General features: G+C 64.2%; 22 protein-coding genes. 7 read left to right on the top strand and 15 right to left on the bottom strand.

Annotated features, from left to right (window positions below):
• Positions 1-207 precede the first annotated feature (207 nt).
• Entirely contained in the window at positions 208-1,332 is a 1,125-nt protein-coding gene (gene ribD, locus AB7A72_RS18915) for a bifunctional diaminohydroxyphosphoribosylaminopyrimidine deaminase/5-amino-6-(5-phosphoribosylamino)uracil reductase RibD (RefSeq protein WP_369460815.1), read from the top strand.
• 142 nt (positions 1,333-1,474) lie between these two features.
• On the opposite strand, the gene AB7A72_RS18910 is transcribed toward ribD, so the two are convergent.
• Positions 1,475-1,726 (bottom strand): hypothetical protein, encoded by a 252-nt coding sequence (locus AB7A72_RS18910; RefSeq protein ID WP_369460814.1) that lies wholly within the window; start codon positions 1,724-1,726, stop codon positions 1,475-1,477.
• Between the two features lie 250 nt (positions 1,727-1,976).
• Here AB7A72_RS18910 and AB7A72_RS18905 point away from each other — a divergent pair, with 250 nt between their 5' ends.
• Positions 1,977-3,809 carry a phospholipase D-like domain-containing protein gene (locus AB7A72_RS18905; protein ID WP_239809147.1) on the top strand — a complete coding sequence of 611 codons (1,833 nt, stop codon included), beginning with the start codon at positions 1,977-1,979 and terminating at the stop codon, positions 3,807-3,809.
• On the opposite strand, the gene AB7A72_RS18900 is transcribed toward AB7A72_RS18905, so the two are convergent.
• The 7 genes from AB7A72_RS18900 to moaE form a co-directional block, all read right to left on the bottom strand.
• Complete coding sequence (locus AB7A72_RS18900; protein WP_369460813.1) at positions 3,806-4,801, bottom strand: tRNA dihydrouridine synthase; 996 nt, start codon at positions 4,799-4,801, stop codon at positions 3,806-3,808. The genes AB7A72_RS18905 and AB7A72_RS18900 overlap by 4 nt on opposite strands.
• Positions 4,802-4,857: 56 nt before the next feature.
• Positions 4,858-6,078, bottom strand: a complete 1,221-nt coding sequence (locus tag AB7A72_RS18895) for a class I SAM-dependent methyltransferase (RefSeq protein ID WP_312461989.1) — start codon at positions 6,076-6,078, stop codon at positions 4,858-4,860.
• A gap of 140 nt (positions 6,079-6,218) precedes the next feature.
• Positions 6,219-6,749 (bottom strand): GNAT family N-acetyltransferase, encoded by a 531-nt coding sequence (locus AB7A72_RS18890; protein ID WP_021025922.1) that lies wholly within the window; start codon positions 6,747-6,749, stop codon positions 6,219-6,221.
• 387 nt (positions 6,750-7,136) lie between these two features.
• Positions 7,137-8,612, bottom strand: coding sequence for an aldehyde dehydrogenase family protein (locus tag AB7A72_RS18885; protein ID WP_369460812.1), 1,476 nt, complete (start codon positions 8,610-8,612; stop codon positions 7,137-7,139).
• 45 nt (positions 8,613-8,657) lie between these two features.
• Complete coding sequence (locus tag AB7A72_RS18880) at positions 8,658-8,999, bottom strand: hypothetical protein (RefSeq protein ID WP_239809151.1); 342 nt, start codon at positions 8,997-8,999, stop codon at positions 8,658-8,660.
• Positions 9,000-9,159: 160 nt separating this feature from the next.
• Positions 9,160-11,766 (bottom strand): ATP-dependent chaperone ClpB, encoded by a 2,607-nt coding sequence (clpB, locus tag AB7A72_RS18875; protein ID WP_239809152.1) that lies wholly within the window; start codon positions 11,764-11,766, stop codon positions 9,160-9,162.
• A gap of 233 nt (positions 11,767-11,999) precedes the next feature.
• The gene (moaE, locus tag AB7A72_RS18870; RefSeq protein WP_312413176.1) at positions 12,000-12,470 is read right to left on the bottom strand and encodes a molybdopterin synthase catalytic subunit MoaE; all 471 of its coding nucleotides are present in this window, start codon (positions 12,468-12,470) and stop codon (positions 12,000-12,002) included.
• A 199-nt stretch (positions 12,471-12,669) separates the two neighbouring features.
• Here moaE and AB7A72_RS18865 point away from each other — a divergent pair, with 199 nt between their 5' ends.
• Both AB7A72_RS18865 and AB7A72_RS18860 read left to right on the top strand, forming a co-directional pair.
• Positions 12,670-12,921, top strand: a complete 252-nt coding sequence (locus tag AB7A72_RS18865) for a hypothetical protein (RefSeq protein ID WP_239809154.1) — start codon at positions 12,670-12,672, stop codon at positions 12,919-12,921.
• 40 nt (positions 12,922-12,961) lie between these two features.
• Complete coding sequence (locus tag AB7A72_RS18860) at positions 12,962-13,300, top strand: hypothetical protein (RefSeq protein ID WP_369460811.1); 339 nt, start codon at positions 12,962-12,964, stop codon at positions 13,298-13,300.
• A gap of 6 nt (positions 13,301-13,306) precedes the next feature.
• Here the strand turns inward: AB7A72_RS18860 and AB7A72_RS18855 are convergent, their stop codons facing one another.
• The 7 genes from AB7A72_RS18855 to AB7A72_RS18825 form a co-directional block, all read right to left on the bottom strand.
• Positions 13,307-13,567, bottom strand: coding sequence for a MoaD/ThiS family protein (locus tag AB7A72_RS18855; RefSeq protein ID WP_373449965.1), 261 nt, complete (start codon positions 13,565-13,567; stop codon positions 13,307-13,309).
• Positions 13,568-13,595: 28 nt separating this feature from the next.
• On the bottom strand, positions 13,596-14,828 hold the full coding sequence (locus AB7A72_RS18850; RefSeq protein ID WP_369460810.1) for a molybdopterin molybdotransferase MoeA: 1,233 nt from the start codon (positions 14,826-14,828) through the stop codon (positions 13,596-13,598).
• 60 nt (positions 14,829-14,888) lie between these two features.
• Entirely contained in the window at positions 14,889-15,449 is a 561-nt protein-coding gene (gene mobB / locus AB7A72_RS18845) for a molybdopterin-guanine dinucleotide biosynthesis protein B (RefSeq protein WP_313334520.1), read from the bottom strand.
• A 72-nt stretch (positions 15,450-15,521) separates the two neighbouring features.
• Positions 15,522-16,946: a threonine synthase gene (gene thrC / locus AB7A72_RS18840; protein ID WP_369460809.1), complete on the bottom strand. Its 1,425-nt coding sequence runs from the start codon at positions 16,944-16,946 to the stop codon at positions 15,522-15,524.
• A gap of 207 nt (positions 16,947-17,153) precedes the next feature.
• Positions 17,154-19,334, bottom strand: a complete 2,181-nt coding sequence (locus AB7A72_RS18835; protein WP_369460808.1) for a M48 family metallopeptidase — start codon at positions 19,332-19,334, stop codon at positions 17,154-17,156.
• Positions 19,335-19,578: 244 nt separating this feature from the next.
• Entirely contained in the window at positions 19,579-20,913 is a 1,335-nt protein-coding gene (locus tag AB7A72_RS18830; RefSeq protein ID WP_239809160.1) for a homoserine dehydrogenase, read from the bottom strand.
• 79 nt (positions 20,914-20,992) lie between these two features.
• Complete coding sequence (locus AB7A72_RS18825) at positions 20,993-22,288, bottom strand: pyridoxal phosphate-dependent aminotransferase (RefSeq protein WP_239809161.1); 1,296 nt, start codon at positions 22,286-22,288, stop codon at positions 20,993-20,995.
• Between the two features lie 198 nt (positions 22,289-22,486).
• On the opposite strand from AB7A72_RS18825, the gene AB7A72_RS18820 reads away from it, so the two are divergent.
• The 3 genes from AB7A72_RS18820 (at position 22,487) to AB7A72_RS18810 (ending at position 25,577) form a co-directional block, all read left to right on the top strand.
• Complete coding sequence (locus AB7A72_RS18820; protein WP_239809162.1) at positions 22,487-22,867, top strand: Mth938-like domain-containing protein; 381 nt, start codon at positions 22,487-22,489, stop codon at positions 22,865-22,867.
• Between the two features lie 154 nt (positions 22,868-23,021).
• Positions 23,022-23,510 carry a peroxiredoxin gene (locus AB7A72_RS18815; protein ID WP_239809163.1) on the top strand — a complete coding sequence of 163 codons (489 nt, stop codon included), beginning with the start codon at positions 23,022-23,024 and terminating at the stop codon, positions 23,508-23,510.
• 288 nt (positions 23,511-23,798) lie between these two features.
• The gene (locus AB7A72_RS18810) at positions 23,799-25,577 is read left to right on the top strand and encodes a PhoH family protein (RefSeq protein WP_369460807.1); all 1,779 of its coding nucleotides are present in this window, start codon (positions 23,799-23,801) and stop codon (positions 25,575-25,577) included.
• Positions 25,578-25,610: the final 33 nt, after the last annotated feature.

The raw sequence follows: 25,610 nt of genomic DNA, 5'->3' as shown, positions 1-25,610 counted from the left end.
AAATTAATGAAAACTATTGAATTCATGGTTTTGATTATTTATATTTCATGCCACCGCGTAAAGCCCTCTTTCCATTGAAAAATTAAATTCGCTCGCGTTGAAAATCAGGCCATGCAGCGCTGGCGCGGTCTTGCGCCGATAATCGCCAAGCCGGCCTGCCGTTGACTGCCACGCGTCTAGGTATGGCCCCTATTGCGACAAAGCTCCATGACTGATCAATCGATGCAAACCGCGCTGGACCTGGCTGCCAGCGCCCTGTTCATTACCTCCCCCAATCCCCGCGTCGGTTGCGTGCTGGTGGCTGCCGATGGCCAGGTCATCGGCCAGGGCCACACCCAGCGTGCCGGTGGGCCCCATGCAGAAATCATGGCCTTGCGCGATGCCGCTGCCCGGGGCCACAGCAGCGTGGGTGCCACCGCCTATGTCACGTTGGAGCCCTGTGCCCACCATGGCCGCACGGGTCCTTGCTGTGAAGCGCTGGCTGCAGCCGGTATCGCCAAGGTCGTAGGTGCCATCACGGACCCGAACCCGCTGGTCGCCGGCAATGGCTTTGCCCGTTTGCGGGCTGCCGGGGTCGAGGTGGTGGTGTGTGCGCCGCAAGACGGCGGGGAGGCCTCGCGCGAGCTGAACATTGGCTTTTTCAGCCGCATGGTGCGCAGGCAACCCTGGGTGCGGCTCAAGGCGGCGATGTCGCTCGACGGTGCCACCGCGTTGCCCAATGGCAGCAGCCAGTGGATTACCGGCGAGGCCGCCCGGGCCAATGGCCACCATTGGCGGGCCAGGGCTTGCGCGATCCTGACCGGCGTCGGCACGGTGCTGGCCGATGACCCGGCGCTGGATGTGCGCTGTGTGGACACCCCGCGCCAGCCCCGGCTGGTGGTGCTCGACAGCCAGTTGCGCACGCCTGCGCAGGCCCGCATCTTTGCGGCGCAACGCGAGGTGCTGATCTACACCCGCAGCGACGACAGCGCCCGCCAGGCCGCACTGGAGGCTGCTGGCGCGACCATCGTGCGACTGCCGGGTCAAGCCTCAGCAGATTCCAACGCCCGCATCGACCTGGCGGCCTTGATGCAAGACCTGGGTAAGCGTGAAGTCAACGAACTGCATGTGGAAGCGGGTGGCATCCTGAATGGCGCGCTGCTGCAGGCGGGCCTGGTCGATGAATGCCTGTTCTACCTGGCGCCCAAGCTGGTCGGCCAGGGACTGCCCGCGTTTGCCGGCATGGCACTGCAGCAGCTGGACCAGGCGCCGGCCTTGGACATCCGCTCCATCGAGCCCTTGGGCGCCGACTGGCGCGTGCTGGCCCGTGTACAGGGCCATGGGGCTTTCTGAGTCAGGCCTGCTGCAGCGCCGCTGACTCGGCCCGGCAAACCGAAGGTTGGCGCTTGCCAAACCCCAGGCCGTCCAGGCGTGCGACCAGGCTTGGCAGCGACCTGCCACCGCTGGTGTCAGCGGGTGGTGTCAGCGGGTGGTGTCAGCGGCTGGCGTAGCCAAGGCAGGCGCCCGCATTGGGCAGCCCCTTGCATTCGCGCAGCAGGCGGCGGTCGCGCTCGGCCGGGGTTTCAGCACTGCTGCTGCGCTGGCGCTTGACCTTGACTTTGGCCGGCTTCTTGGGCGCCTGCGTTGCCTCGGTCTTTTTGGAGCGCGCTGCCCAGGCATGGGCGGGTGGCATCGCGATGGCCGCCAGCACCAGGGCGATGGTGTAAAAACGCAGTGATCGGTGCATCAGCAGCCCTCCTCTTGGCTATTGCAAATAAGATTTCTGATGTTTTCTGCAATCCTAGCGAGATGCTTGCAGAAATCACCTGGGCACAAACCCTGCTGGGGATCCACGCACCGGTACCAACACGTTGCGGCGCCACGACGCCCCAGCCGCCTGCCGCTGTACGACAGCGCCGCCAAAGCACAGCGGCGGCACCCGCAATGGCCGCCGCTCACGCACAATAGCGCCAGCCCACTGATTGAACCCTGCTGCCATGCCGATAGCTCTGCCGACCTCCACCCTGTCCCCGTCAAGTTCTGTCCCGAGTTCATCATGGCGCAAGCTGCGGTCCGGGCTGGTATGGGTGTGCACCAGCTTTCTGCTCAGCGCATGCGCCAGCAAGCTGCCGGCCCAGGTGGATCGGCCCGCGTCATCAGCCCAGCCCCCGGCGGCCAGCAGCCCGCTGGTGCAGATCAGCCAGCAGCGCCAGAAGGCGGAAAGCAAGGCAGGCGCTGGCGCCTCGGGTTTTGAGATTCTGGCCGGTGCGCAAGCGGCCTACGGCGCGCGGCTGGCCTTGGTGCAAGGCGCCAAGTACACGCTGGATGTCCAGTACTACGCGATCCACGCCGACGCCAGCACCGCGCGTTTGCTCGAAGGGGTGGTGAACGCAGCGCGCAGGGGCGTGCGCGTGCGCGTGCTGCTCGATGACTTCCACGGCACCGGGCGCAACGCCCAGGTGATGCGGCTCGCCTTCGAGCCCAATATCGAGATGCGCATGTTCAATCCGCTGCCCGGCGACCGCGACTCGCCGATCAGCCGCATGTGGAATGCAGCCACCGATTTCCAGCGCGCGCAGCAGCGCATGCACAACAAGCTGTTCCTTGCCGACAACACGATGGGCATCATGGGCGGGCGCAATCTCGGCGATGCCTATTTCGACAACGACGAAAGCTCCAATTTCCTCGACACCGATGTCCTCGTCGTGGGACAGGCGGTACAGGACCTGTCCAGCAGTTTCGACACCTACTGGAACAATGAGCGCGCCTACCCGGTGCAGTCGCTCATCAGCAAACAGGAGCTGGAGGACATGCAGAAGACCTTGTTGGCCCGGCCCAGCAAAGGCGGCGACAACGATGCAGCCGACAGCCCTTCTACGCCGGCAGCGCGCGCGGCGACCGGCGGCGCACTGCCTTCCCCGCCGGATGGCGAACCGCGCCCGGGCGGCGCCATCTCCGAAGAGCAGCGTGAACGTGCCTGGGATATGCAGCCGATGGACCTGCGCAGTGTTCCGCTGGTCTGGGCCCACTCGGTGGTGATGGCGGACGCCCCCAGCAAGATACCGTCAGTCGATTCCGATGGCCAGACCAACCCGCTGAGCGCCGCACCGGGCGTGCTGGAGAACAAGCGCCTGGCACAACTGCGCGTGCTGGCCGAAACCCGCAACCCCGGCCACAGCCCCAGCGCAGACTCGGTGGTGGATGGCCTGGTGCAGCTGCTGGGCTATGCCAAAAAGGATTTGCTGATCGTCTCGCCGTATTTCGTGCCCGGTGAAACGATGCGCCAGGCCTTCAAGGATGCGGTGCAGCGCGGCGTGCGGGTGCGCATTCTGACCAACTCGCTGTCCTCCAACGACGCGCCGATTGCACACATCGGCTATGCCCGCCACCGCGAAAACCTGCTGCGTGATGGTGTCGAGCTGTATGAACTGGTCAGCGACGAGAGTGACCTGCGCGCCGCCTTTGGCCTGGGCAGCGGGCAGAACAGCTTCCGCGAAGGGCGCCGCGTCATGCTGCACAGCAAGGTGCTGGTCCTCGATGGCCAACTGCTGGTCGTCGGATCGATGAACCTGGACCAGCGCTCGAAGTTGCAGAACACCGAGATCGCGGTGCTGGTGCGCAGCCGCAAGCTGTCTGCCCAGGCGGCAGACATGATTGAAAAAGGGCTGGAGAGCGCCGCCTGGCATGTGGTGCTGAAAGATGGCGACCTGGTGTGGCAGGCACCGCAAAACAGCCGCCTGAAGGACCAGACCACCGAGCCGGATGCCAGCCTGCCACTGCGGCTGATGCTCAAGATCATCAGCCCCTTCACGCCCGATTCCTTGCTCTAAGCAGCCACGCCCGTCGAGGCGTGCAGCTGCAAGCCTTCCAGCCAGACGGTGATCGCCGCCTGGTCCGTCATCACCCGCACATGCTGGTAGGCGTCCTCGGCTTCAGGAAAGGCCCGGCGCATCAGATTCAGCCATTGCTTCAAGCGGCCGGCGCGCTGGCGCGGCTCCAGGTCCTCGCAGACCAGGTGCCAAAAGCGCAGCAACGCCGGCAGCAGGTCCGGCCACTGCACATCGCGCAGACCGGCGGGCAGCGGCTGGCCATCACGCTCGGCAACCGCTTTGCGGATGCGCCAGGCCAGGCCCGGGTCAGCCACAATGCCACGGCCCAGCATCAGGTCCTGGCAACCGGATTCGGCCTGGCAGCGCAACGCGTCTTCCACGGTCCAGATCTCGCCATTGGCCACGACGGGGATACGCACGGCCTCGCGGATCCGGGCAATCTGGTCCCAGTAAGCAGGCGGGCGGTAGCCATCGAGCTTGGTGCGGCCATGCACGACCAGCTCGCAGGCACCCGCCTCCTGCATCGCCAAGGCGCAGTCCAGCATCAGCGCCCGGTCGTTGAAGCCCAGGCGCATCTTGGCCGACACCGGCATGGCCGCAGGCACGGCCCCGCGCACGGCGCTGACCACCGCATGGATGGCGGCCGGGTCTTGCAGCAACGCGGCACCGCCACCATGGCGGTTGACCACCTTGGCCGGACAGCCAAAATTCAGGTCAATGCCCTCGGGCGACAGCGCCGCCAGCTGCACGGCATTGGCCGCCATGCTGGCGGCATCACTGCCCAGCAGCTGGGCGCGCACCGGTGTGCCCGCAGCAGTACGGCTGCCGTTGTGCAACTCCGGCATCGTGCGCAGGTAGACCTTGTCGGGCAGCAAGCTGCCGGTAATGCGGATGAACTCCGAGACGCAGCGGTCGGCACCGCCAATGCTGGTGAGCACGTCGCGCAGCACGAAATCGAGCAGGCCCTCCATGGGCGCAAGCAACAAGCGCATGGCTGGCCCCGTTCAGCAAGCGCCCAAGGATGGGGCCACTGGCATCATCCGGCAGATCACCAGGCCACCTGCAGGCGCCACAGCGTGGTCATCTCGGCCGCCCGGGCCTGGTGCAGCGGGTTGGCGGCATCCTGGGCCTTGGGGTGGCGGGGGCGGATATGGTTTTTGCCCACCACTTGCAAGCCGGCTTGGGAGATCCAGGTGAGCAGCTCCTCGCGGCTGCGCAGGCCCAGGTGCTCGGCAAAATCGGACAGGATCAGCCAGGCCTCGCCCCCCGGCACCAGGTGTGCCGACACGCCTGCCAGAAAGCCACGCAGCATGCGGCTGCCTTCGTCATAGACCGCACGCTCGACCGGCGCGCTGGGCTTGGCGGGCACCCAAGGCGGGTTGCAGACCACGAGAGCCGCCTTGCCTTCGGGGAACAGATCGGTCTGCGCCAGCTCCACACGCGTGTCCACCCCCAGGCGTTCCAGGTTCTCCTTGGCGCAGGCCAATGCACGCGGATCAGTGTCAGTGGCCAGCACTTTCTGGATGCCTCGGCGCGCCAGGACGGCAGCGATCACGCCGGTCCCGGTGCCGATGTCATAGGCCAGCGATTGCTTGGCCAGTGCGGTCGGCAGCGGCGCCTGGGCAATCAGGTCCACATACTCCCCCCGCACCGGTGAAAACACACCATAGTGCGGATGGATGCGGTCATAGGCCTTGGGTGCCAGCTTGGCCAGCGCGGGGATTTCCACTCCCTTCTTGCGCCACTCATGGGCGCCCACCAGCGCCTGCAGTTCGCGCAAGGACACCACCTGGGCCACATCGCCCTCAGGCGCGCCCCAGGCATCAACGCATGCGGCCTGCACCTGTGGCGCTCGGCGCAGGTGGATGGTGTACTGCGGATCCAGCTCGATCAGCACCATCGACAGCACGCGGGCGCGCTGCGCCTGCAACTGGCGCTGCTGGTGGAAGGGCAATGCCAGCTGCGGCGTGGGCATGCCAGCCACCGCAGGGGCGGCAGGCTTTTTCTTGGCCTTGCGCTCACCGGTCTTGTCCAGCCGGCGTGTCAGCGACTGCAGCAGCATGCGCGCATTTTGAAAGTCACCACGCCACAACAGCCCCGTGCCTTCGCAGGCCATGCGGTAGGCCACATCGGCGGGCAGGGTGTCATCGGCCAGCACCACGCGGGTGGCAGCGGCAGCGCCCCGCTCGCTGCGCCAGCGCGCGCTGCGGGACTCGCCGCCTTCCTCCCAGTGGATGGTGGGAAAACTCTCTGGCTGGGCAGTGGTCATACAAATGCTTTCTGGGGCAGACCAGCGCGGCGCCAGCTGCCAAGGGGGAAAAAACAAAGAGGCCGTCCAGGACGGCCTCTTGAGAGCGAGGCATCACCGCCCTGCCAACGCAGCGCCGGTGCATGCCTGGCCAGCAAGGATCAGCGGTTCATCAACGAGCGCTGCATGCGCACTTCTTCGATCTTGATGGCACCGACGGTCGCCGTCTTGGCGGTCGACATCTCGCGCTTGAAACCGGCAGACTCATGGAAACGCAGCGCGCGCTCGTTGCGCAGCGGCACCCAGGCGGTCACCGAGGTGCAGCCTTCTTCGGACAGGCCATCACGCGCCGCATCCCACAGCGCCACGCCCACACCCTGGTCCCAGTGGGTGGGGGCTGCATAGATCGCCCAGATCTCACCAGTGGTGGGACGGGTCTTGGCATCGCGCGAACGGTCAAAACCGATGAAACCGACGATCTTGTCGTTTTCAACGGCCACTTGCACCTGCGGCTCGCAGTATTCGATGGCTTCGCGCCAGTAAGCCTGGCGCTTTTCGACGGAAGAGATGGACTTCAGCTGGTCATCGGGCAAAACGCCGCGATAGCTCTCCACCGAAGCGGCGGCATGGATTTGGGCAATGGCTTTGGCATCACGGAGAGTTGCGGGACGAACCTGGATAGTTTCAGACATGGATAACCGAAAACAAAAATCAATGAATTAACCAAAAAGCACGCATATCTCGTCGTACACTGCGACCATCACGCCCGGCCGGGTGTCAAGTGGGGATGGAGCACCCTGAGGCTCAACATCCTCCCACCTGCAACACACCATGGCTCACGCAGCATCAGCAGGCAACAAGGCACTGCTGAGGGCTTTTTTAAGGGCATATGGAAGAGTCAGCGCGTGAACAGCGCGCTGCAGAGATATGGTGCGCGAAAGCCCGCCATTGTCTCACTCCTGACATCATTTGGGTAGCCCCACAACCCGCTTGTAGGTCAATTTGTGCAGGGGTTTGCAAATGGCTGCATTTGCGCTAGGCGTTTACCCGAACCTCAACACCCCATATCCATCAACGGCTTAGCGCATAAAGCTGCGGCTCAGCCAACGCACCAGCAGATCAAAGCGCCTGCCATAAGGCGGGTACAGCCAGGCAGCGGCCGACCAGCCGCCTTGACGCAAGACAGGTTTGGCATGCGAAAAGCGCATGAATCCATGGTAGCCATGCAGTGCACCCCAACCGCTCCTGCCCCATCCGCCAAACGGCAGCCCGCCATGGGCAAACTGCAGCAGGCAGTCGTTCATGCACATGCCAGCGGCGCGCACGCGCTGGGCCACCTCCCGGCCCTGGCGGCGGTCCTGGCCAAACCAGTACAGCGCCAGCGGTATCTCGCCCTGGTTGATCGCGGCCACTGCTTCCTCGCGGTCGTCGTACTGCAGCACCGGCAGCACCGGCCCAAAGATCTCCTCCTGCATCAGCTGCATCTGCGCGCTGACGCCCAGCACCAGTGACGGCACCAGCTGGCGGCTGATGCCATCGCCGATGCGGCTTTGGGAGACCTCTGCTCCGCCACTTTCGAGCCGGATCACCTGGGCACCCGCCTGCTCGGCTTGGGCCAGCATGCCCAACAAGCGGCTTGCATGGGCGGCATGGATGACCGAGGTGTAATCGGGATTGCCTTGCTGCTGCGGGTACATGTGCTGCACCGCCTGGGCATAGGCCTCGACAAAGGCGGCAGAGCTGCCGCGCGGCAGCAACACATAATCTGGCGCAATGCAGGTCTGGCCGGCATTGAGCAGCTTGGCATGGGCAATCTTGCGCGCCGCATCCTGGATATCGCAGCTTTGCTCCAGCAGGCAGGGCGATTTGCCGCCCAACTCCAAGGTCGTGGGCACCAGCTGGTTGGCGGCGGCCAGCGCCACCTTGCGGCCGGTAGCGGCCGAGCCGGTAAACAGCAGGTGGTCCAGCGGCAACGCAGCCAGCTCGGCGGAGGCCCCGGCATCCCCCGCGAGCAAGGCCACCTCGTCATCGGCAAAATAGCTGGGCACCAGCTCGGCGAGCAGGTGCATGGTCTCCGGGGTGTACTCGCTGGGCTTGAGGATCACGCGGTTGCCGGCCGCCAGCGCGCTCACCAGCGGGCCCAACGACAGCAGCAACGGGTAGTTCCAAGGGGCAATCACCCCCACAACCCCCAGCGGCATGGCCTGCACCCAGGCGCGCGCGGGCCAGAAATGCCAGGGCGTGGCCTCGGGCCGGGGCGCGGCCCAGCGCCGCAGTGCGCCCACTGCCTGCCGCAACTGGCTGTGCAGCGGCAGCAGCTCCGTCAACGTGGTCACCCGGGCCGAGCGCTGGCCAAAATCGGCCTGCACACTGGCGCACAGCCTCGCTTCGTTGTCCTGCAACAGCTTTTGCAGGCGCAGCAAGCGCTCGCGCCGCAGCAGCAGCGGCGTATCGGCCTGCGCGCGGCTGGCCGCACGCATGGCCTCAAAGCGGCTGTGCAACTCGCTCACATCCATAGCTTGGCCCCATAAAAAAACCCGGTCTGCATCAGGCACAACCGGGCTTTGCACACCAGCAGGCCAACACCTGCATCAGGTCAGTCAGTGCTGTGAACGGATTTCGCGGGGCTCCACGTCCGTGACATCGATCACGGAAGCGCGCATGCCCGCAGGGCTGGCAGCGGGCTCAGCGGCGCGCGCGCCCTTGTTGGCCGACCAGCGCGCCGTGCTGCGGTAGACCGTGGTCCAGCCCGAGGCGGGGTTCATCTTGAACGCGAACGGCACCACAGGCTTGCCGGTGACCTTGGCCCACAGCAGGCGCACGGCCCACAGCATGGCGGCGATCGCGGCCACCACCATCAGACTGGCAAAAAACACCAGACCCGCCAGCACCATCGCAATTCGCAAAGTCCAGCTCACCACAGTTGCCAACAACTCGTTCAACGCACTTCCTTTCATCGCCGTATGACAGCGCATGCTATCCATGTTATGCCGATGCCGGGCTTTTTCAAGCCCGCCGCACTGTCAACAAGCATATCGCAGCGTAAAGATGCTGGGCCATGCATGGTTATGCATGGTTATGCATGGCCCCTCACTCAGCACATTACTGCACTTGCGCCTTGCCAAAATGGAACTCGCCAGGTGCCTGCACCGGATCCACGGTCACCGGGATATTGCTCTTGGGCGGGTAAACCCCTTCGAGCAGCAGCCGGGACAACGGATTCTCGATGCGCTGCTGGATCGCCCGCTTGAGCGGCCGGGCACCAAACACCGGATCGAAGCCCACCTTGGCCAGTTCCGCCATCGCCGCATCGGAGACCTGCAGATGCAGGTCCATCTTCGCCAGGCGATTTTCGAGTTGCTTCAGCTGGATGCGTGCAATCGACTCGATGTGCTGGGCGTCGAGGCCATGGAACACCACGGTCTCATCGATGCGGTTGAGGAATTCGGGACGGAAATGGTTTTTCAGTTCCCCCCAGACCGCGTCTTTTACATCCTCATACGATTCGCCGACCATCGCCTGGATCAGTTGCGAGCCGATATTGCTGGTCATCACGATGACGGTGTTCTTGAAGTCCACCGTGCGGCCCTGGCCATCGGTCAGGCGGCCGTCGTCCAGCACCTGCAGCAGGATATTGAACACATCCGGATGGGCCTTTTCCACCTCGTCGAGCAAGATCACGCTGTAAGGCTTGCGGCGCACGGCCTCGGTCAGGTAACCGCCTTCGTCATAGCCCACATACCCCGGAGGCGCGCCGATGAGGCGCGAGACCGAGTGCTTTTCCATGAACTCGCTCATGTCGATGCGGATCAGGTGGTCTTCGCTGTCAAACAGGAAGCCCGCCAGCGCCTTGCACAGCTCGGTCTTGCCCACGCCGGTGGGGCCCAGGAAGAGGAAGGAGCCGGTGGGGCGGTTCGGATCGGACAGGCCAGAGCGCGAACGGCGGATCGCGTTGGAGACGGCGGAGATCGCCTCGTCCTGGCCCACCACGCGCTCATGGAGCTTGTCTTCCATGCGCAGCAGCTTGTCACGCTCGCCCTGCATCATCTTCGACACAGGAATCCCCGTGGCGCGGCTGACCACTTCGGCAATCTCTTCGGCACCCACCTGCGTGCGCAGCAGCTTGTGGCCCTTGTCCTTGGCCCCTTCGCTCTTCTCATCGGCCTGTACTTCAGCCAGCTGCTTTTCCAGCGCGGGCAGCTTGCCGTATTGCAACTCGGCGACCTTGTTGAAGTCACCGCTGCGGGTGGCTTCCTGAATCTGGAAACGCACTTGGTCCAGCTCCTTGCGCAGCTGCTCCGAGCCCATCGCGTCGGCCTTCTCGGCTTTCCAGATCTCTTCCATGTCGGCGTATTCGCGCTCGATCTTGGACAAGTCCTCTTCGATCAGCGACAGGCGCTTTTGCGAGGCCTCGTCCTTTTCCTTCTTCATCGCCTCACGCTCGATCTTGAGCTGGATCATGCGGCGCTCGAGCTTGTCCATGACCTCGGGCTTGGAGTCGATCTCGATCTTGATCTTGGCCGCAGCCTCGTCGATCAGGTCGATCGCCTTGTCGGGCAGGAAGCGGTCGGTGATATAACGTGCAGACAGCTCGGCCGCCGCCACGATGGCCGGGTCGGTGATGTCCACACCATGGTGGGCCTCGTACTTTTCCTGCAGGCCGCGCAGGATCGCAATGGTGTCTTCCACCGAGGGCTCATTGACCAGCACCTTCTGGAAGCGCCGCTCCAGCGCCGCATCCTTCTCGATGTATTTGCGGTACTCGTCCAGGGTGGTGGCGCCAATGCAGTGCAGCTCGCCACGCGACAGCGCAGGCTTGAGCATATTGCCCGCATCCATCGCGCCATCGGCCTTGCCGGCGCCCACCATCGTGTGGATCTCGTCGATGAAGAGAATCACCCGGCCCTCTTCCTGCGCGACTTCCTTGAGCACGGATTTGAGGCGCTCTTCGAAATCGCCCCGGTACTTGGCACCGGCCAGCAGACCGGCCATGTCCAGCACCAGCACCTTCTTGTCGCGCAAGGTGTCCGGCACTTCACCGGCCACAATGCGCTGGGCCAGGCCTTCGACGATGGCCGTCTTGCCCACGCCAGGCTCACCGATCAGCACCGGATTGTTCTTGCTGCGGCGCTGCAGCACCTGGATGGTGCGGCGGATCTCGTCATCGCGGCCAATGACCGGGTCGAGCTTGCCCAGCTTGGCGCGCTCGGTCAGGTCCAAGGTGTATTTCTTCAGGGCTTCGCGCTGGCTCTCGCCATCGGCGCTGTCCATGGCCTGGCCGCCGCGCACGGCGTCGATCGCCGCTTCCAGCGCCTTGCGGCTCAGGCCCCCTTCCTTGACGATGCGGCCCGCCTCCCCCTTGTCATCGGTGAGCGCGAGCAAAAACAGCTCGCTGGCATAGAACTGGTCGCCACGCTTGATGGCCTCCTTCTCGGTGGCCTGCAGCACGCGCTGCAGATCGGGACCCACGGTGACCTGGTCCTGGCCTTGCACCTGCGGCAGGCGCTTGATCGCGTTTTCTGCCGCTGTGCTCATCGCCGTGGCATTGGCGCCTGCGCGCGCCAGCAGCGATTTGGGGCCATCGGGCTGGCGCAGCATGGCCGCCAGCACATGGACCGGTTCGATATAGGCATTGTCATTGCCCAGGGCCAACGATTGGGCGTCGGCCAGCGCTTCTTGAAATTTGGTTGTCAGTTTGTCAATTCGCATGAATGTTCCCACTCAACAATTGTTACTGGGGAATATTTTGCGCTGGACCTCGAATTTTCAAGAACCTCGCCGCACATATAGGTCGTGCCAGCGCGCATCGCCAGATGCTGTACGCCTGCTCCTACGGCAGCAACGGTACCCATGGCAGCCCCGCTCCCCGCATCCATTGCAGCAGCAATGTGCCCCCAATTGCTTGCGCCCGGTCAAGACCGGCGCAAACAGGCCGGTCGCTGTCAGCGCTGGGGCCACCCCCAGCGCGCCATCGCGGCCTCATCGCTGACGCGGGCATCGACCCAGCGTGCGCCCTCGGGCGTGTCTTCCTTCTTCCAGAACGGCGCCTCGGTCTTGAGGTAGTCCATCAAGAACTCGCAGGCCTGGAAGCTCTCGCCCCGGTGCGCGGAGGAGACGGCAACCAGCACAATCTGGTCACCTGGCGCCAGCAGCCCCACGCGGTGGATGACGCGGGCGCCAAAGATGTCAAAGCGCTGGCTGGCGGCCTCGACCATCTGGGCAATCGATTTTTCCGTCATGCCGGGGTAGTGCTCCAGCTCCATAGCCGCCACCTGGCTGCCGGCATTGCGGTCGCGCACGGTGCCGACAAAGCTGCAGACCGCGCCGATGCGGCCATCGGCGGCGCGCAGCAGCCGCAACTCCTCGCTCACATCAAAGTCAGCGGTCTGTACGGCGATATGGGTGTGCAGCATGGCAGCGTCTCGGCAAAAAAGGCAACAGGACCCAAGCCTAGCACGGCCATCCGGCGCCTTGCACAAACCAGCGCAGGCGACGGCCGCTTTGCGATTGCGGCACACTAATGCTTTTGCACCCGGCATGGCTTGGACAGATTCCCTGGTCCGCTCCCGGCCCGCCATGGTGCAAGGCCCGTTTTTTATTTGGATGGTTTCCATGCCCAGTCAGACCCTGCAGGCCCACGGCTTCCTGCTCTACCCCAATCCGCGCAACCAGCACCGTATCGTGTTCGAGCACCATGTGTTCGTGCCCTACCCTTACGCGATCATCGACATTCCCGCGATGGACCTGGTCGGCAAGACCAGCGTCTATGCCGCCTGCCGAGAGAGCGATCAGAAGATGGGCCAGGTCGTGACCTTCGAACTGCTGGAGGACGTGGCCCGTTTTGAAAAGCGTTTCACGCCCTAAGAACGCGCCGGCGCGCCCACCACCCACCACACGGACACCCATGCAAGACGGCAGCCAGATCTTTGTCCCTGATTCCTTCATCGCCCTGTCCCAGGGCCGCAACCAGCGCCTGCGCCAGCCGCTCGACGAGATCGCCCAGCGCTATGAGCTCTGCGAAGACCTGGCGCAGATGCTGGTCGAGCAGGCGCAGATCCTCTACCACCAAAGCGCGCCGTCGGAGAGCGCCATTTTGCAGACCATCTACAGCGGTCTGCAGACACCGGACGCCGGCATCAGCGCCGAGGAAGCCCGCTGGGTGGTACTGCGCCTGTCCGAACTGCTGGAATGGAAAGCGCCCGAGTTGCTGCTGCCCAGCCCCGCAGAAGATGGCGCTGCTTAAGGTTTCTTAACCGCCGGTCACCGGCGGAAAAAACGCCACCTCGGCACCCGCTTCCAGTACCGCGCTTTCGTCGCTGAGCACCTGGTTGACGGCGGTGCGAACAGCGCGCCCCCGGGCCAGGCAGCTGGCATAGGGCTCGCCCCGCGCCAGCAGGGCCTCGCGCAGCTCGGCGACGGTGCTGGCGCCGGTGACAAAAGCCTCGCTGCCGCTGCCAATGGCCTCGCGGATACTTGCAAAATAGCGCAGCTGTACGGTTTTCATGGTCATCGCGTTCTCCCTGTGGGCAGGCCTGGGCTCAGCCCAGCAGCTGGGCAAAGGGCACAAAGCGCACCGTGTCGCCATGCGCAATCGTCTGGCCGGGCGGGTTGTCGACCAGGCCATCGGCCCAGACGGCCGAGGTCAGCACGCCCGAGCCCTGGTTGGCAAACCGGTCCAGCCCCCCTTGCGCATTGATGCGCACCCGCAAGAACTCGCGGCGCTTGTCGGCACGTGGCCAGTCAAAGTCGGCGCGCATGTCCACCGCCTGCGGTGCCACAGCCCGCACGCCTTGCAACCGCAGCAGGAATGGCCGGACCAGCAATGCAAAGGTCACCAAGCTGGAGACCGGGTTGCCCGGCAGGCCGATGACATGGGTCTGGCCCACGCGTCCATAGGCAAAGGGTTTGCCCGGCTTGATCGCGATCGCCCACAGATCGAGGCTGCCCAGCGCTTGCACGGCCGGCTTGACATGGTCTTCCTCACCAACGGACACGCCCCCGCTGGTCAGCACCAGGTCGCTGTGCTGCGCCGCATCCTGCAGTGCTGCCACCGTCGCCTCGTAGCTGTCGGGCACGATGCCCATGTCACGCACTTCGCAGCCCAGGCGCTGCAGCATGGCACGCAAGAAGAAGCGGTTGCTGTTGTAGATGCTGCCGGCGGGCAGGTCCTGGGGTGCCACATCGCCGGGCATGACGAGCTCATCACCGGTGGAGAACAGGGCCACGCGCGGGCGGCGCGCCAGCGGCAAGCGGGCACAGCCCATGCTGGCGGCCAGGCCCAGCTCGGCAGGGCCCAGGCGCGTGCCGGCAGTCAGCACCGTGCTGCCCAGTTGCATGTCCTCGCCGCTTTTGCGGATGTTCTGCCCTGCTTTGACCGACGCATGGACCTGCACCCGGCCATCGTCCAGCACGCTGCACTCTTCCTGCATCACCACCGCATCGGCGCCCTCTGGCACGGCCGCCCCGGTAAAGATACGGGCGGCGGTGCCGGCAGCCAGCGGCGGGCCGAGGTTGCCTGCCGCGATGCGCTGGCTGACCGGCAAGGCCTGTTCTGGCCCGCTCAGGTCGGCGGCGCGCAGCGCATAACCATCCATCGCGCTGTTGTCGAAAGGCGGCACCTGCAGCGCAGCGACCAGGTCCTGCGTCAGCACGCGGCCGTCGGCATCAAAGGTATTCAGCAGCTCATGGCCTTCCAGCGGCTGGGCATGCGCCAGCAGCTCGGCCAGCGCGGCATCGAGCGATTTCAACGGGGGACGGGGCTGGCTGTTCATCTCAATCATTCCTTGGGTTGGCGGCCGCCTTCAGGCAGGCCGAACATCGATACGGCCCGCTCAGCCGGCACTGTCGATCGCAAAGACACAGGGCGGCGTATAGGCAAAGCGGGCGCGGTGTGCCAGCAGCCACTGTGCCACGGCGCCGGGCGCATCGCGGGGCAGCTGCGGCAACACCGTGGCGGGCAGCAGTTGCCGGGCCGCCGACAGCACCACGGCCTGCACGGCCGCATCCTGCGGGTAGAGCGGCGCCTTGCCACTGGCTTCCGGCGCATTGGCCAGCACCTCCAGCTTGGGCAGGTCACAGTCCTTGAAGCCTTCCACCAGCACCCAGTCCACCTGGCGGTCGAGCTGGGCGATCAGCGCATGCACATCGGGCTCCTGTGTCCGGGGCAGCTCGCGCATCAGCACCACGCGCTGGTCGGAGGCGGCCAGCACCTCGTAAGCGCCCGCCTGGCGGTGGCGCCAGGTGTCCTTGCCGGGCGTGTCGATGTCAAAGCGGTGGTGGGCATGCTTGATGACCGACACCCGCTGGCCCTGCGCGATCAGCACCGGGATGACCTGCTCGATCAAGGTCGTCTTGCCACTGCCGGAATAGCCCGCAAAACACACCACCTGCATACCGACCCTCCTTGATGATCCCACGGCCCGCCCGGCACCCAGGCACGCGGCGGCAGCAAAAGCGCAGCCTGCTCAGCGGCAGTGGTCCTGGATATAGGCCTTGACCTGGTCCACATCGGCAGGCATCACCACCACGCGCTTGGGCAGCGCTTCGATGCCGTCGAACTTGGCGGGGCGTTCGGGCAGGCGGCCCAGCGCCTCTTCGATGGTCGCGGCGAACTTGATCGGCAACGCAGTTTCCAGCACGATCATCGGCTCGGCCCCCAGGTGCTCACGCGCCACCTTCACGCCGTCGGCGGTGTGGGTGTCGATCATCTGGCCCAGGCGCTGGTAGGTGTCCTGGATGGTGGCCAGGCGGTCGGCATGGCTGCTCTTGCCGCTGACAAAGCCATAGCGGCCCGCCGCATCCTTGAAGGCCGGATCGGCCTGCAGGTCAAAGCGGCCCTCTTGGGCCACGCCCTGCGAGAACAGCTGCTGCAGGCGGGCGCCATCGCGGCCGACCAGGTCGAACACAAAGCGCTCGAAGTTGCTGGCCTTGGAGATGTCCATCGACGGGCTGGAGGTCTCGAAGGTGTGGGCAGCGCCCCGCACCTGGTAGACACCGGTGCGGAAGAATTCGTCCAAAACGTCGTTTTCGTTGGTGGCCACCACCAGCTTGGCAATCGGCAGGCCCATCTGGCGCGCCACATGGCCGGCGCAGACATTGCCGAAATTGCCGCTTGGCACCGTGAAGCTCACCTTCTCGCTGTTCTGGGTGGTGACCTGCAGGTAGCCGGCAAAGTAGTAGACCACCTGGGCCAGCAGGCGCGCCCAGTTGATCGAGTTGACGGTGCCGATCTTGTACTGCGCCTTGAAGGCGTGGTCATTGCTGACCGCCTTGACGATGTCCTGGCAGTCGTCAAAAACGCCTTCGATGGCGATGTTGTGGATGTTCTCGTCCTGCAGGCTGAACATCTGTGCCTGCTGGAAGGGGCTCATGCGGCCGTGCGGGCTGGTCATGAACACACGCACGCCCTTTTTGCCGCGCATCGCGTATTCCGCCGCGCTGCCGGTGTCGCCACTGGTGGCACCCAGGATATTGAGCTCCTCGCCACGGCGCGCCAGTTCGTACTCGAACAGGTTGCCCAGCAGCTGCATGGCCATGTCCTTGAAGGCCAAGGTGGGCCCATTGGAGAGCGCCTCGATCATCAGCTGGCCTTCGAGCTGGCGCACTGGCACAATCGCCGCCGTGCCGAACACCGCCTCGGTATAGGTCTTGTTGCACAGCGCGCGCAGGTCCTCGGCCGGGATGTCGTCGATGTACAGCGACAGGATCTCGAACGCCAGTGCGGCATAGCCCTGATTGCGGAGCGTCTCGCGCAACGCGGTCAGCTTGGCATCGTCAATCTGCGGGTACTGCACCGGCATGTACAGACCGCCATCGGGCGCCAGGCCCTCGAGCAAAATGTCGCAAAAACGTTTTTGTTCGGCATGGCCGCGCGTGGAGAGATACAGCATGGAGGGTGCGAAATAAGTGGACACAGCCCGCTCGCGGGCAAGGAGCAACCACCTATTATCCTGCAGTCACCAGTACCGGCACAGCTTGCGCAGGAATGTGGGGCACAGCAGCCGGTAGCAGCGGCCAGGCTGCAACACCGATGGCCGCCGCAGGCATAAAAAAGCCCCGGACCAGGTCCGAGGCTTGGCGGCGTCAAGAAACGGCGGTCAGGCCTGCTCACCCATGCGCGCCAGGTCCTGGCGGGCGTAGTAGGCGCGCCACTGGTTCACCAGCAGCTCGGCAAAAGCCTGGTTCTTCATCTTCTTGACGCCCTTGAGCATCACCACGACCCGCTGCTTTTTCTTCTGGAACTGGGCGCGGCGCTTGCCCACACCCATGGCAGGCGGCTGCACTCCGGGCTCCAGGGCCATGATGACGGTGAGCATATGGTTGGCCTGGTTGAATTGAAAGTCATCGATCGCCGACCAGGGCAGCAACTGCTGCGCGTTGAAAAGGCGCACACCCGCGGGCTGCAGCACCATCGCCGGGCTCTGGCCATCGCGCCAGAACAGCCGCGCGACCCACAGGCAGACAACACCACCGGCCAGCACCCCGGCACCAATGGCGGTATGCAGGCCCGCGATGAACAAGGCCACCGCCCCGCCAAAGCAGGCCAGGGCCAGAAAGCAGAACAAACCCATCATGAAGACCGAGCGCTCATGGATCACCGTCTCGGGCGTCGCCAGGGCCGCGATCTCGCGCAGCTCCACCAGCTTGGCGCTGCGGTTGGCCGCTGCCGCACTGCTGAGCTCGTTTTGCAATGCGGCATTCATATCGACCACGGCAGCGGGCGCCACCGCGCCGGCCAAGGTGCGGCTGCCAGCCGCAGGCGCGCCCTGCTCCAGCCCAAACTCCTGCAGCAGCGGGCTGCCCTGGGCGTCCATCGCGCGGGCCAGCAGTTCGGGACTGACGGGCACTCCCAGCGCCGCCAGGCGCTCGGCCAACTCGGGATGGGTGTCGGTGGGGTGGGCCTGGCGCTGGTCCAGGTGCTCGCTGGGGTCGGTCATGCCCTTGGCAGCGACCAGCTGGCGCACATGGCCCAGCACACCGCCTTCGACCGTCTCACCCCGGTCCCAATTGGCCTGCAACGCCTCCTCCACCAGCGGAGCCAGTGCGCTGATGCGCAGCAGCGAAGAAGCAACGGCCTGCGGGCTGACCACCTGCGCGCCCACGGCATCGGCGGCCAGCTCGCGCTTGCGGCTCCAGTAGCGCACCGCTTCGTGGAAGCTGTCGAGAAACATCTCGCCAAACAAGGTGGCAGGCCGGCGCAGGATGTCCATCCAGGACTCCTCATAACGCTCGCCGCCACTGATGGCCACCAGGTGGTGGATGGTGGCGCTGTAGATCGGCGAGAAGCGCTGGCTGTAGAGCGTGTCTTCGCCGATGAAGTGACCCAGTTCGTGGCCGATCACCGCCGCAACTTCGCCGGCATTGAGAAAGGCCAGGTACGGCAACGGCAAATACAACACCCGCCCCTGGGGCAGCAAGGCGCCGCTGGCCAGTTGCACCGGATGCTCGGTCACAAAAAAGCCCTCGTTCAAACCCACCACCAAGGTATCGGGCAGGCCTGCGCCGGTCTTGGCCGCCACGCTGTCGACAAAGGCCCACAGCTCGGGCGCCTGCTGGCGGCTGACGGTCTGGCCCATCACGTCGATGGGCTCGTTCTCCAGCGGCTTGCGCGAAGCTTTCCAGACATCGACGAGCACCTTGCAGCCCGAGTACAGCAGGAACAGCGCCAGGCCGCCGAGGATGAACATCAGCTTCATGTCACCCTTGCTGTAGTTGCGGTGGCGGAGGATAGGCATCATCTCGTAGACCAGCAGCGGGATGGCTGCACCAAACAGCAGCAGCACCATGACCACCATATAGGTGGGCAGGAGCTTGCGGCCCTTCTGGAACGTGGCGAGCAGCTGCTCGCGCGACTGCATCGCCTTGGCGCCCATGCCCCGCTGGTAGACCATGCCCAGTACCGACCACAGCAGCGCCAACACGCTGAACGCGATGGTGCAGCCCGCCAGCACCGGCTGCAAGTTACGGGTAGTGACATTCAAACCCTGGTTTTGCAGGTCCTTGATGGCCATCAGGTAGTCGTTCTTTACCTTCCAGACCGGGTGCTCCTTGCCCTCGCTGTCCCGCACCGTTGCGCGGCGCCCCGGTTTTTCGGCCTCGATCGCCTCGAGCTGGCGCACCACCTGCTGGTACTCGGCGATCTGCGCGCCCACATCGGAGACCGGCGTATCCGCCCGCGACCACTGCCAGACGCCGATGGCCAGCATCAGCAACGGAATCCCGAACAACACCCCCCAGCGCTTGGCAAGCGCCATCCATTTCTTGTCGGTCTCCGACATAGTGCAACTTCCTTTTGTTATCGATGGACAGCGTCTGCGGGACCGGGCCCGAGGCACTGCATTTGTGAGCGGCAATTATTTATAAAAATAATGATGTAAACAAACCGACAAGTAACAGAATGATGCGCGTTCCGCTACGGCAGCGGGAGGCAGAAAAAAGAGAACCGCCAGGGCCGGAGAGGCCACAGGCGGTTCAGGGAGCGGCAGACGCCAGGCCTTGCGGCCGCAGCGTCGCACTGCAGGTCTAGTTCAACTCTTCCTTGCGGATACGGGTGATCGGCGCCAGCACGGTCGGCAGGCCCTGGATTTGCGCCAGCGCCTTGTCCATGTCGCCTTCGCGCGTCTCGTGCGTCAGGATGATCAGGTCGGTCTGGGTCGAGCCCTCACCACCGATTTCATCGGCTTCGCGCTGCAGCACGGCATCGATGCTGATGCCCGCACCCGCCAGCAGGCCGGTGACCTTGGCCAGCACGCCCGCCTCATCGGCAACCCGCATGCGCAGGTAGTAGCTGGTGGTGATGTCGGCCATCGGCAGCACCGGCAGCTCCTGGCCCGCTTCGCGCAGGGTGCTGCTTTGGAAGGCCAGCGGCGGCACGCGGTGGGCCACATCGGCGCCTTCCAGGCGGGCGATGTCGACCAGGTCGGCAATCACGGCCGAGGCGGTGGGCTCGGAGCCCGCGCCCTTGCCGTAGTACAGGGTCGTGCCGACAGCATCGCCATGCACCACCACCGCATTCATCGCGCCTTCCACGTTGGCGATCAGGCGCTTGGCGGGCACCAGCGACGGATGCACGCGCAGCTCGATACCCTTGTCGGTGCGCTTGGTGATGCCCAGCAGTTTGATGCGGTAGCCCAGCTGCTCGGCGTAGCGGATATCGATCGACGACAGCTTGGTGATGCCCTCGACGTAGGCCTTGTCGAATTGCACGGGCACACCAAAGGCGATGGCGCTCATCAACGTGGCCTTGTGGGCAGCATCGACGCCTTCGATATCGAAGGTCGGGTCGGCCTCGGCATAGCCCAGGCGTTGCGCTTCTTTCAGCACCACGTCAAAGTCCAGGCCCTTGTCGCGCATCTCGGACAGGATGAAGTTGGTGGTGCCGTTGATGATGCCGGCGATCCACTGGATCTGGTTGGCGGTCAGGCCTTCGCGCAGCGCCTTGATGATCGGGATGCCGCCTGCCACGGCCGCTTCGTAGGCGACCATCACGCCCTTGTCGGCGGCAGCCTTGAAAATCTCGGAGCCATGCACCGCCAGCAAGGCCTTGTTGGCCGTCACCACATGCTTGCCAGCGGCAATCGCCTCCAGCACCAGCGTCTTGGCCACGCCGTAGCCGCCGATCAACTCGATGACCACATCGATATCGGGATGGGCGATGACCTCGCGGGCGTCCTTGACCACGGCCACCTGGTCACCCACCACGGCACGGGCACGGGTTTCGTCCAGGTCGGCCACCATGGTCACGGCAATATCGCGGCCCGCGCGGCGGCGAATTTCGTCATGGTTACGTTGCAACACGTTGAACACACCGCTACCGACGGTGCCGATGCCCAACAAGCCTACTTGGATCGGTTTCATAAATTCTCTTGGATACGTTGAATAACCAACAAGGCGCCCAGCCGGACGCCCGTTGTTGTCAGACAGGGAAGGGGTCGACTCAGGCGGCGGATTTTTCTGCCTTGGTCTTGACCAGCTTGATATCGGCCTTATGGGCCTGCGCCAGCTGATCGGTTCCATGGCGAAGGCGGTACTTGGCCAGGAAAGCGGCCAGGCGGTTGATCGCTTCGCGCAGGTCCGCCTCATGGGGCAGGAACACGATGCGGAAGTGGTCAGGCCGTGGCCAGTTGAAGCCGGTGCCCTGGACCAGCATCACGCGGGTCTCCTTGAGCACCTGCAGGAAAAACTCCTGGTCGTCCTCGATCGGGTAGATCGCAGGGTCGAGCTTGGGGAACATGTACAGCGCGCCCTGGGGCTTGACACAGCTGACACCGGGGATGGCATTGATCAGCTCCCAGGCCAGGTCGCGCTGCTTGCGCAGGCGCCCGCCCTCTTGCACCAGCTCGTCGATGCTCTGGTGCCCGCCCAGCGCGGTCTGCACGGCCCACTGGCCCGGCACATTGGCGCACAGGCGCATGTTCGAGAGCATGTTCAGGCCCTCGATGTAGTCGGCAGCGCCACTCTTGTCGCCGGAGATCACCATCCAGCCGGCGCGGTAGCCGCAGCTGCGGTAGGCCTTGGACAGCGAATTGAAGGTGATGGTCAGCACATCCTGCGACAGCGAGGCCATCGGCGTGTGCTTGGCGTCTTCGTACAGCACCTTGTCATAGACCTCATCGGCAAAGATGACCAGGCCATGCTCACGCGCGATCTGCACGATGTCGCGCAGCAGTGCGTCGGAGTACAGCGCGCCCGTGGGGTTGTTGGGGTTGATGACGACGATGCCCTTGGTGCGGGGCGTGATCTTGGCGCGGATGTCGGCCAGGTTGGGCATCCAGCCGTTTTCTTCGTCGCACATGTAGTGCACCGGTGTGCCGCCGGACAGGCTGGTGGCAGCCGTCCACAACGGGTAATCGGGGGCCGGCAGCAGCATCTCGTCGCCGGTATCGAGCAAGGCATTGGTGGCCAGGCTGATCAGCTCGGACGCGCCGTTGCCCAGGTAGATGTCGTCCAGACCCACGCCCTTGATGCCCAGGCGCTGGGTTTCGTGCATCACCGCCTTGCGCGCCGCAAAGATGCCCTTGCTGTCCGAGTAGCCTGCCGAATTGGGCAGGTTGCGGATCATGTCCTGCTGCACCTCTTCAGGGGCATCGAAGCCGAACACCGCCAGGTTGCCGATGTTGAGCTTGGTGATCTTCTGTCCTTCGTCCTCCATCCGCTTCGCCGCGTCCATGATCGGCCCTCGAATGTCGTAACACACATTGGCCAGCTTGGCGGATTTTTGAATCGTCTTCATGACAGAAACCACTACCTCTGAAAACAAGGGATTGCAGCCGGTGGGCAACCATGCCAACACCTCGAACCCACAATCCAACTAGGTGAAAACTATAATTTGACCACAGATCCTTGCGTTGATCGCCCTGTAGTGGCTCCCTGTGCCTGCCGCAGCGCGCCCTGCCCCGTGTTTGCCCCCTGTTTGCCGAAAGCCCGCGCCATGAAGTTCCAGCCCGACAAATCCGACACCTTGACCATCACAGGCTACGGCCCGGGCTGGCTGGCGGTGGACAAGCAGTCCTACACGCACAGCCTCGTCGTCAGCTCCAGCGGTAGCCTGCAAGCCTGGGACTGCACACGCTTCGAAGACCTGGGGCCTGCCCATTTCGCCCAGCTCGCAGAAGCCGATGTGGAAACGATCATTTTCGGCAGTGGCAATCGGTTACGTTTTCCTTCGCCGGCTTGGCTGGCTCCACTGATTGCAAAACGTATCGGCTTCGAGACGATGGATACGCCCGCTGCGTGCCGTACCTACAACGTATTGGCGGGTGAAGGACGCAAGGTGTTACTGGCCGCCCTCGTAGAGGCACCTGCGCTATAACCACAATCGATAGCCTGTGTTTATCAGGGGGGCTCGATAAATATTTCGATTCGGGTTAAAATACTCGCTTGCGGCCGCGGGCCTGAATAACAACTAGATGAATACTTTGATTCCTGCGGCCTTTTTGCGATTACTCCGGAGAAAATAGAGAGCTATGGCTGTTGTTGTCAACAAACCCTTGCCAGAATTTGAAGCACAAGCGACCGGAGGCCTGAAGGTCTCCAACACGTCGCATCAGGGGCAAATTCTGGTGCTGTACTTCTACCCCAAGGATAACACCCCCGGTTGCACTACCGAAGCCATGCAGTTCCGCGACAAGTACGCGGACTTCGTCAAGGCCGGTGCAGCCGTCTTCGGCGTGTCGCGCGACAACATGAAGTCGCACGACGACTTCAAGGAGAAGCTCGAGCTGCCGTTCGAGCTGATCGCTGATACCGAAGAAAAGCTGTGCCACATGTTCGGCGTCGTCAAGAACAAGATCATGTACGGCAAGAAGGTCAAGGGCATCGAACGCTCGACCTTCCTGGTCGGCCCTGATGGCCTGCTGGTGCAGGAATGGCGCGGTCTGAAGGTACTGGGCCACGTCGAAGAAGTGCTCAAGGCCGTCAAATCGATGAAGGCCGCGCAAAAGAAGGCTGCCTAAGTCCTTCTGCCAGGCAGAACCAGTGCGGCGGCGCGCGATCTGCGGATGCGCGCCGTTGCTGTTTCCGTCTTTCTGGCCAGGTGCCGCTATCGCTGACGGCGATTGCTGGTTCCGAGACGTCCAGAATGTGCATAATGGGCTCCATATGTATGTGAGTCCGGATTGTTCTGTCATCCCCCATGAAAAAGGCTGTCTTGCTTGCGAGATGGCCTTTTTTGCATCCGGGTGGCAGGCGTTCGGAGTGAGTTCGCCCATTTGGCGAGTGTTTAGATAAAGGCCCCGAGCTCCATGCCCTTGCCTCCCGCACCTACCCGCCGTGGCAGCCAGCTTGCCGCTGGTGACTTTTCCGCCAAGACCAACGCCAAATCCCGTGCATCCGCCGCCGCTGCGCGCGATGAACAAGACGACGATCTTTTTGACCTGGACCCGGCGCCCGCCGCCGTGGCCCCTGCGCCCGCACCCCGCCGCGCACAAGCCGCTGCCGCGCCCAAGGCCGGCAGCCGCAGCAAGAAAGGGGCGGCCGCTGCTGCCCCGGTGCACGCCCCTGCGCCGGTGGCCGCAAACGCCAAGGCGCCAGCTGCCGCCAAGCCTGCGCAAGCTGCGCGCAACCCTGCCGTGGCGGAATCCAGCCCCGTGCCGGCCAGCAAGCCTGCCAAGGCCGCCAAGCCGCGCAGCGACAAGGCCAAGCTTTTCGTGCTCGACACCAATGTGCTGCTGCATGACCCCAGCAGCCTGTTCCGCTTCGAAGAGCACGACATCTACCTGCCAATGATCGTGCTCGAAGAGCTCGATGGCCACAAGAAGGGCATGACCGAAGTGGCCCGCAATGGCCGCCAGGCCAGCCGCACACTCGATGCACTGGTCGCCAGCCAGGAGGCCCATCTGGCCCAGGGCATTCGCCTCGATGCCACCGGCCAGAAGGGCGCCAGCGGCTGCCTGTTCTTCCAGACCGAGCCGCTGACTTACCAACTGCCCGAGAGCCTGCCCCAGGGCAAGGCAGACAACCAGATCCTCGGCGTCGTGGAGGCACTGCGCCAGCGCCATCCGGACCGCCCTGTGGTGCTCGTCTCCAAGGACATCAACATGCGCGTCAAGGCGCGTGCGCTGGGCCTGGAGGCAGAGGACTACCAGAACGACAAGACCTTGGAAGACGGCGACCTGCTCTACACCGGCATGCTGCAGCTGCCGCTGGATTTCTGGGCCAAGGTCGGCAAGAAGGTCGAGAGCTGGCAATCGGGCGCTTCCACCTGCTACCGCATCAGCGGCGCCATCACCCAGCAGTTGCACATCAACCAGTTCGTCTACTACGAGGCACCTGGCGAGAACAGCCTGTTCGCCCGTGTGATCGAGATCCGCGACAAGACCGCCGTGCTGGAGACCTTGAAGGACTACGGCCACCAGAAGAACAATGTGTGGGGCGTGACCACACGCAACCGCGAGCAGAACTTCGCGATGAACCTGCTGATGGACCCGGATGTGGACTTTGTCACGCTGGCCGGTACGGCGGGTACCGGCAAGACCTTGATGGCCTTGGCCGCAGGTCTGAACCAGGTACTGGACGAGCGCCGCTACACCGAGATCATCATGACCCGTGCCACTGTCAGCGTGGGCGAGGACATCGGCTTTCTGCCAGGCACCGAAGAAGAGAAGATGGGCCCCTGGATGGGCGCGCTGGACGACAACCTGGAGTTCCTGGCCAAGGGCGACGGCGGCAACCCGGGTGAGTGGGGGCGCTCTGCCACCAATGACCTGATCCGCAGCCGCATCAAGATCAAGAGCATGAACTTCATGCGCGGCCGCACGTTCCTGAACAAGTACGTGATCATTGACGAGGCACAGAACCTGACACCCAAGCAGATGAAGACCTTGATCACCCGCGCCGGCCCCGGCACCAAGATCATCTGCATGGGCAATCTGGCGCAGATCGATACGCCCTACCTGACCGAAGGCTCCTCGGGCCTCACCTATGTGGTGGACCGCTTCAAGGGCTGGCCCCACAGCGGCCACATCACCTTGGCACGGGGTGAGCGCTCGCGCCTGGCAGACTTTGCCAGCGATGTGCTGTAAGCCTATCTAAGCTGCAGCGGAGGCGTCACAGTC

Origin of the sequence: Comamonas sediminis (assembly GCF_041107495.1) — a bacterium.
Classification (GTDB): domain Bacteria; phylum Pseudomonadota; class Gammaproteobacteria; order Burkholderiales; family Burkholderiaceae_C; genus Comamonas; species Comamonas sediminis.
Note: the sequence above shows the minus strand (reverse complement) of the source record. Positions and strands in the feature narration are given on the sequence as shown.

What these genes read in the sequence shown, in the direction of transcription:
- AB7A72_RS18820 (WP_239809162.1), top strand. Translation starts at nt 22,487, where the DNA reads ATGAAGTTCCAGCCCGACAAATCCGACACCTTGACCATCACAGGCTAC.
- AB7A72_RS18830 (WP_239809160.1), bottom strand. Translation starts at nt 20,913, where the DNA reads ATGAAACCGATCCAAGTAGGCTTGTTGGGCATCGGCACCGTCGGTAGC.
- AB7A72_RS18895 (WP_312461989.1), bottom strand. Translation starts at nt 6,078, where the DNA reads ATGACCACTGCCCAGCCAGAGAGTTTTCCCACCATCCACTGGGAGGAA.
- AB7A72_RS18855 (WP_373449965.1), bottom strand. Translation starts at nt 13,567, where the DNA reads ATGACCATGAAAACCGTACAGCTGCGCTATTTTGCAAGTATCCGCGAG.
- thrC (WP_369460809.1), bottom strand. Translation starts at nt 16,946, where the DNA reads ATGCTGTATCTCTCCACGCGCGGCCATGCCGAACAAAAACGTTTTTGC.
- clpB (WP_239809152.1), bottom strand. Translation starts at nt 11,766, where the DNA reads ATGCGAATTGACAAACTGACAACCAAATTTCAAGAAGCGCTGGCCGAC.
- AB7A72_RS18910 (WP_369460814.1), bottom strand. Translation starts at nt 1,726, where the DNA reads ATGCACCGATCACTGCGTTTTTACACCATCGCCCTGGTGCTGGCGGCC.
- AB7A72_RS18860 (WP_369460811.1), top strand. Translation starts at nt 12,962, where the DNA reads ATGCAAGACGGCAGCCAGATCTTTGTCCCTGATTCCTTCATCGCCCTG.
- AB7A72_RS18815 (WP_239809163.1), top strand. Translation starts at nt 23,022, where the DNA reads ATGGCTGTTGTTGTCAACAAACCCTTGCCAGAATTTGAAGCACAAGCG.
- ribD (WP_369460815.1), top strand. Translation starts at nt 208, where the DNA reads ATGACTGATCAATCGATGCAAACCGCGCTGGACCTGGCTGCCAGCGCC.
- AB7A72_RS18850 (WP_369460810.1), bottom strand. Translation starts at nt 14,828, where the DNA reads ATGAACAGCCAGCCCCGTCCCCCGTTGAAATCGCTCGATGCCGCGCTG.
- AB7A72_RS18825 (WP_239809161.1), bottom strand. Translation starts at nt 22,288, where the DNA reads ATGAAGACGATTCAAAAATCCGCCAAGCTGGCCAATGTGTGTTACGAC.
- AB7A72_RS18810 (WP_369460807.1), top strand. Translation starts at nt 23,799, where the DNA reads ATGCCCTTGCCTCCCGCACCTACCCGCCGTGGCAGCCAGCTTGCCGCT.
- mobB (WP_313334520.1), bottom strand. Translation starts at nt 15,449, where the DNA reads ATGCAGGTGGTGTGTTTTGCGGGCTATTCCGGCAGTGGCAAGACGACC.
- AB7A72_RS18905 (WP_239809147.1), top strand. Translation starts at nt 1,977, where the DNA reads ATGCCGATAGCTCTGCCGACCTCCACCCTGTCCCCGTCAAGTTCTGTC.
- AB7A72_RS18900 (WP_369460813.1), bottom strand. Translation starts at nt 4,801, where the DNA reads ATGCGCTTGTTGCTTGCGCCCATGGAGGGCCTGCTCGATTTCGTGCTG.
- moaE (WP_312413176.1), bottom strand. Translation starts at nt 12,470, where the DNA reads ATGCTGCACACCCATATCGCCGTACAGACCGCTGACTTTGATGTGAGC.
- AB7A72_RS18890 (WP_021025922.1), bottom strand. Translation starts at nt 6,749, where the DNA reads ATGTCTGAAACTATCCAGGTTCGTCCCGCAACTCTCCGTGATGCCAAA.
- AB7A72_RS18865 (WP_239809154.1), top strand. Translation starts at nt 12,670, where the DNA reads ATGCCCAGTCAGACCCTGCAGGCCCACGGCTTCCTGCTCTACCCCAAT.
- AB7A72_RS18835 (WP_369460808.1), bottom strand. Translation starts at nt 19,334, where the DNA reads ATGTCGGAGACCGACAAGAAATGGATGGCGCTTGCCAAGCGCTGGGGG.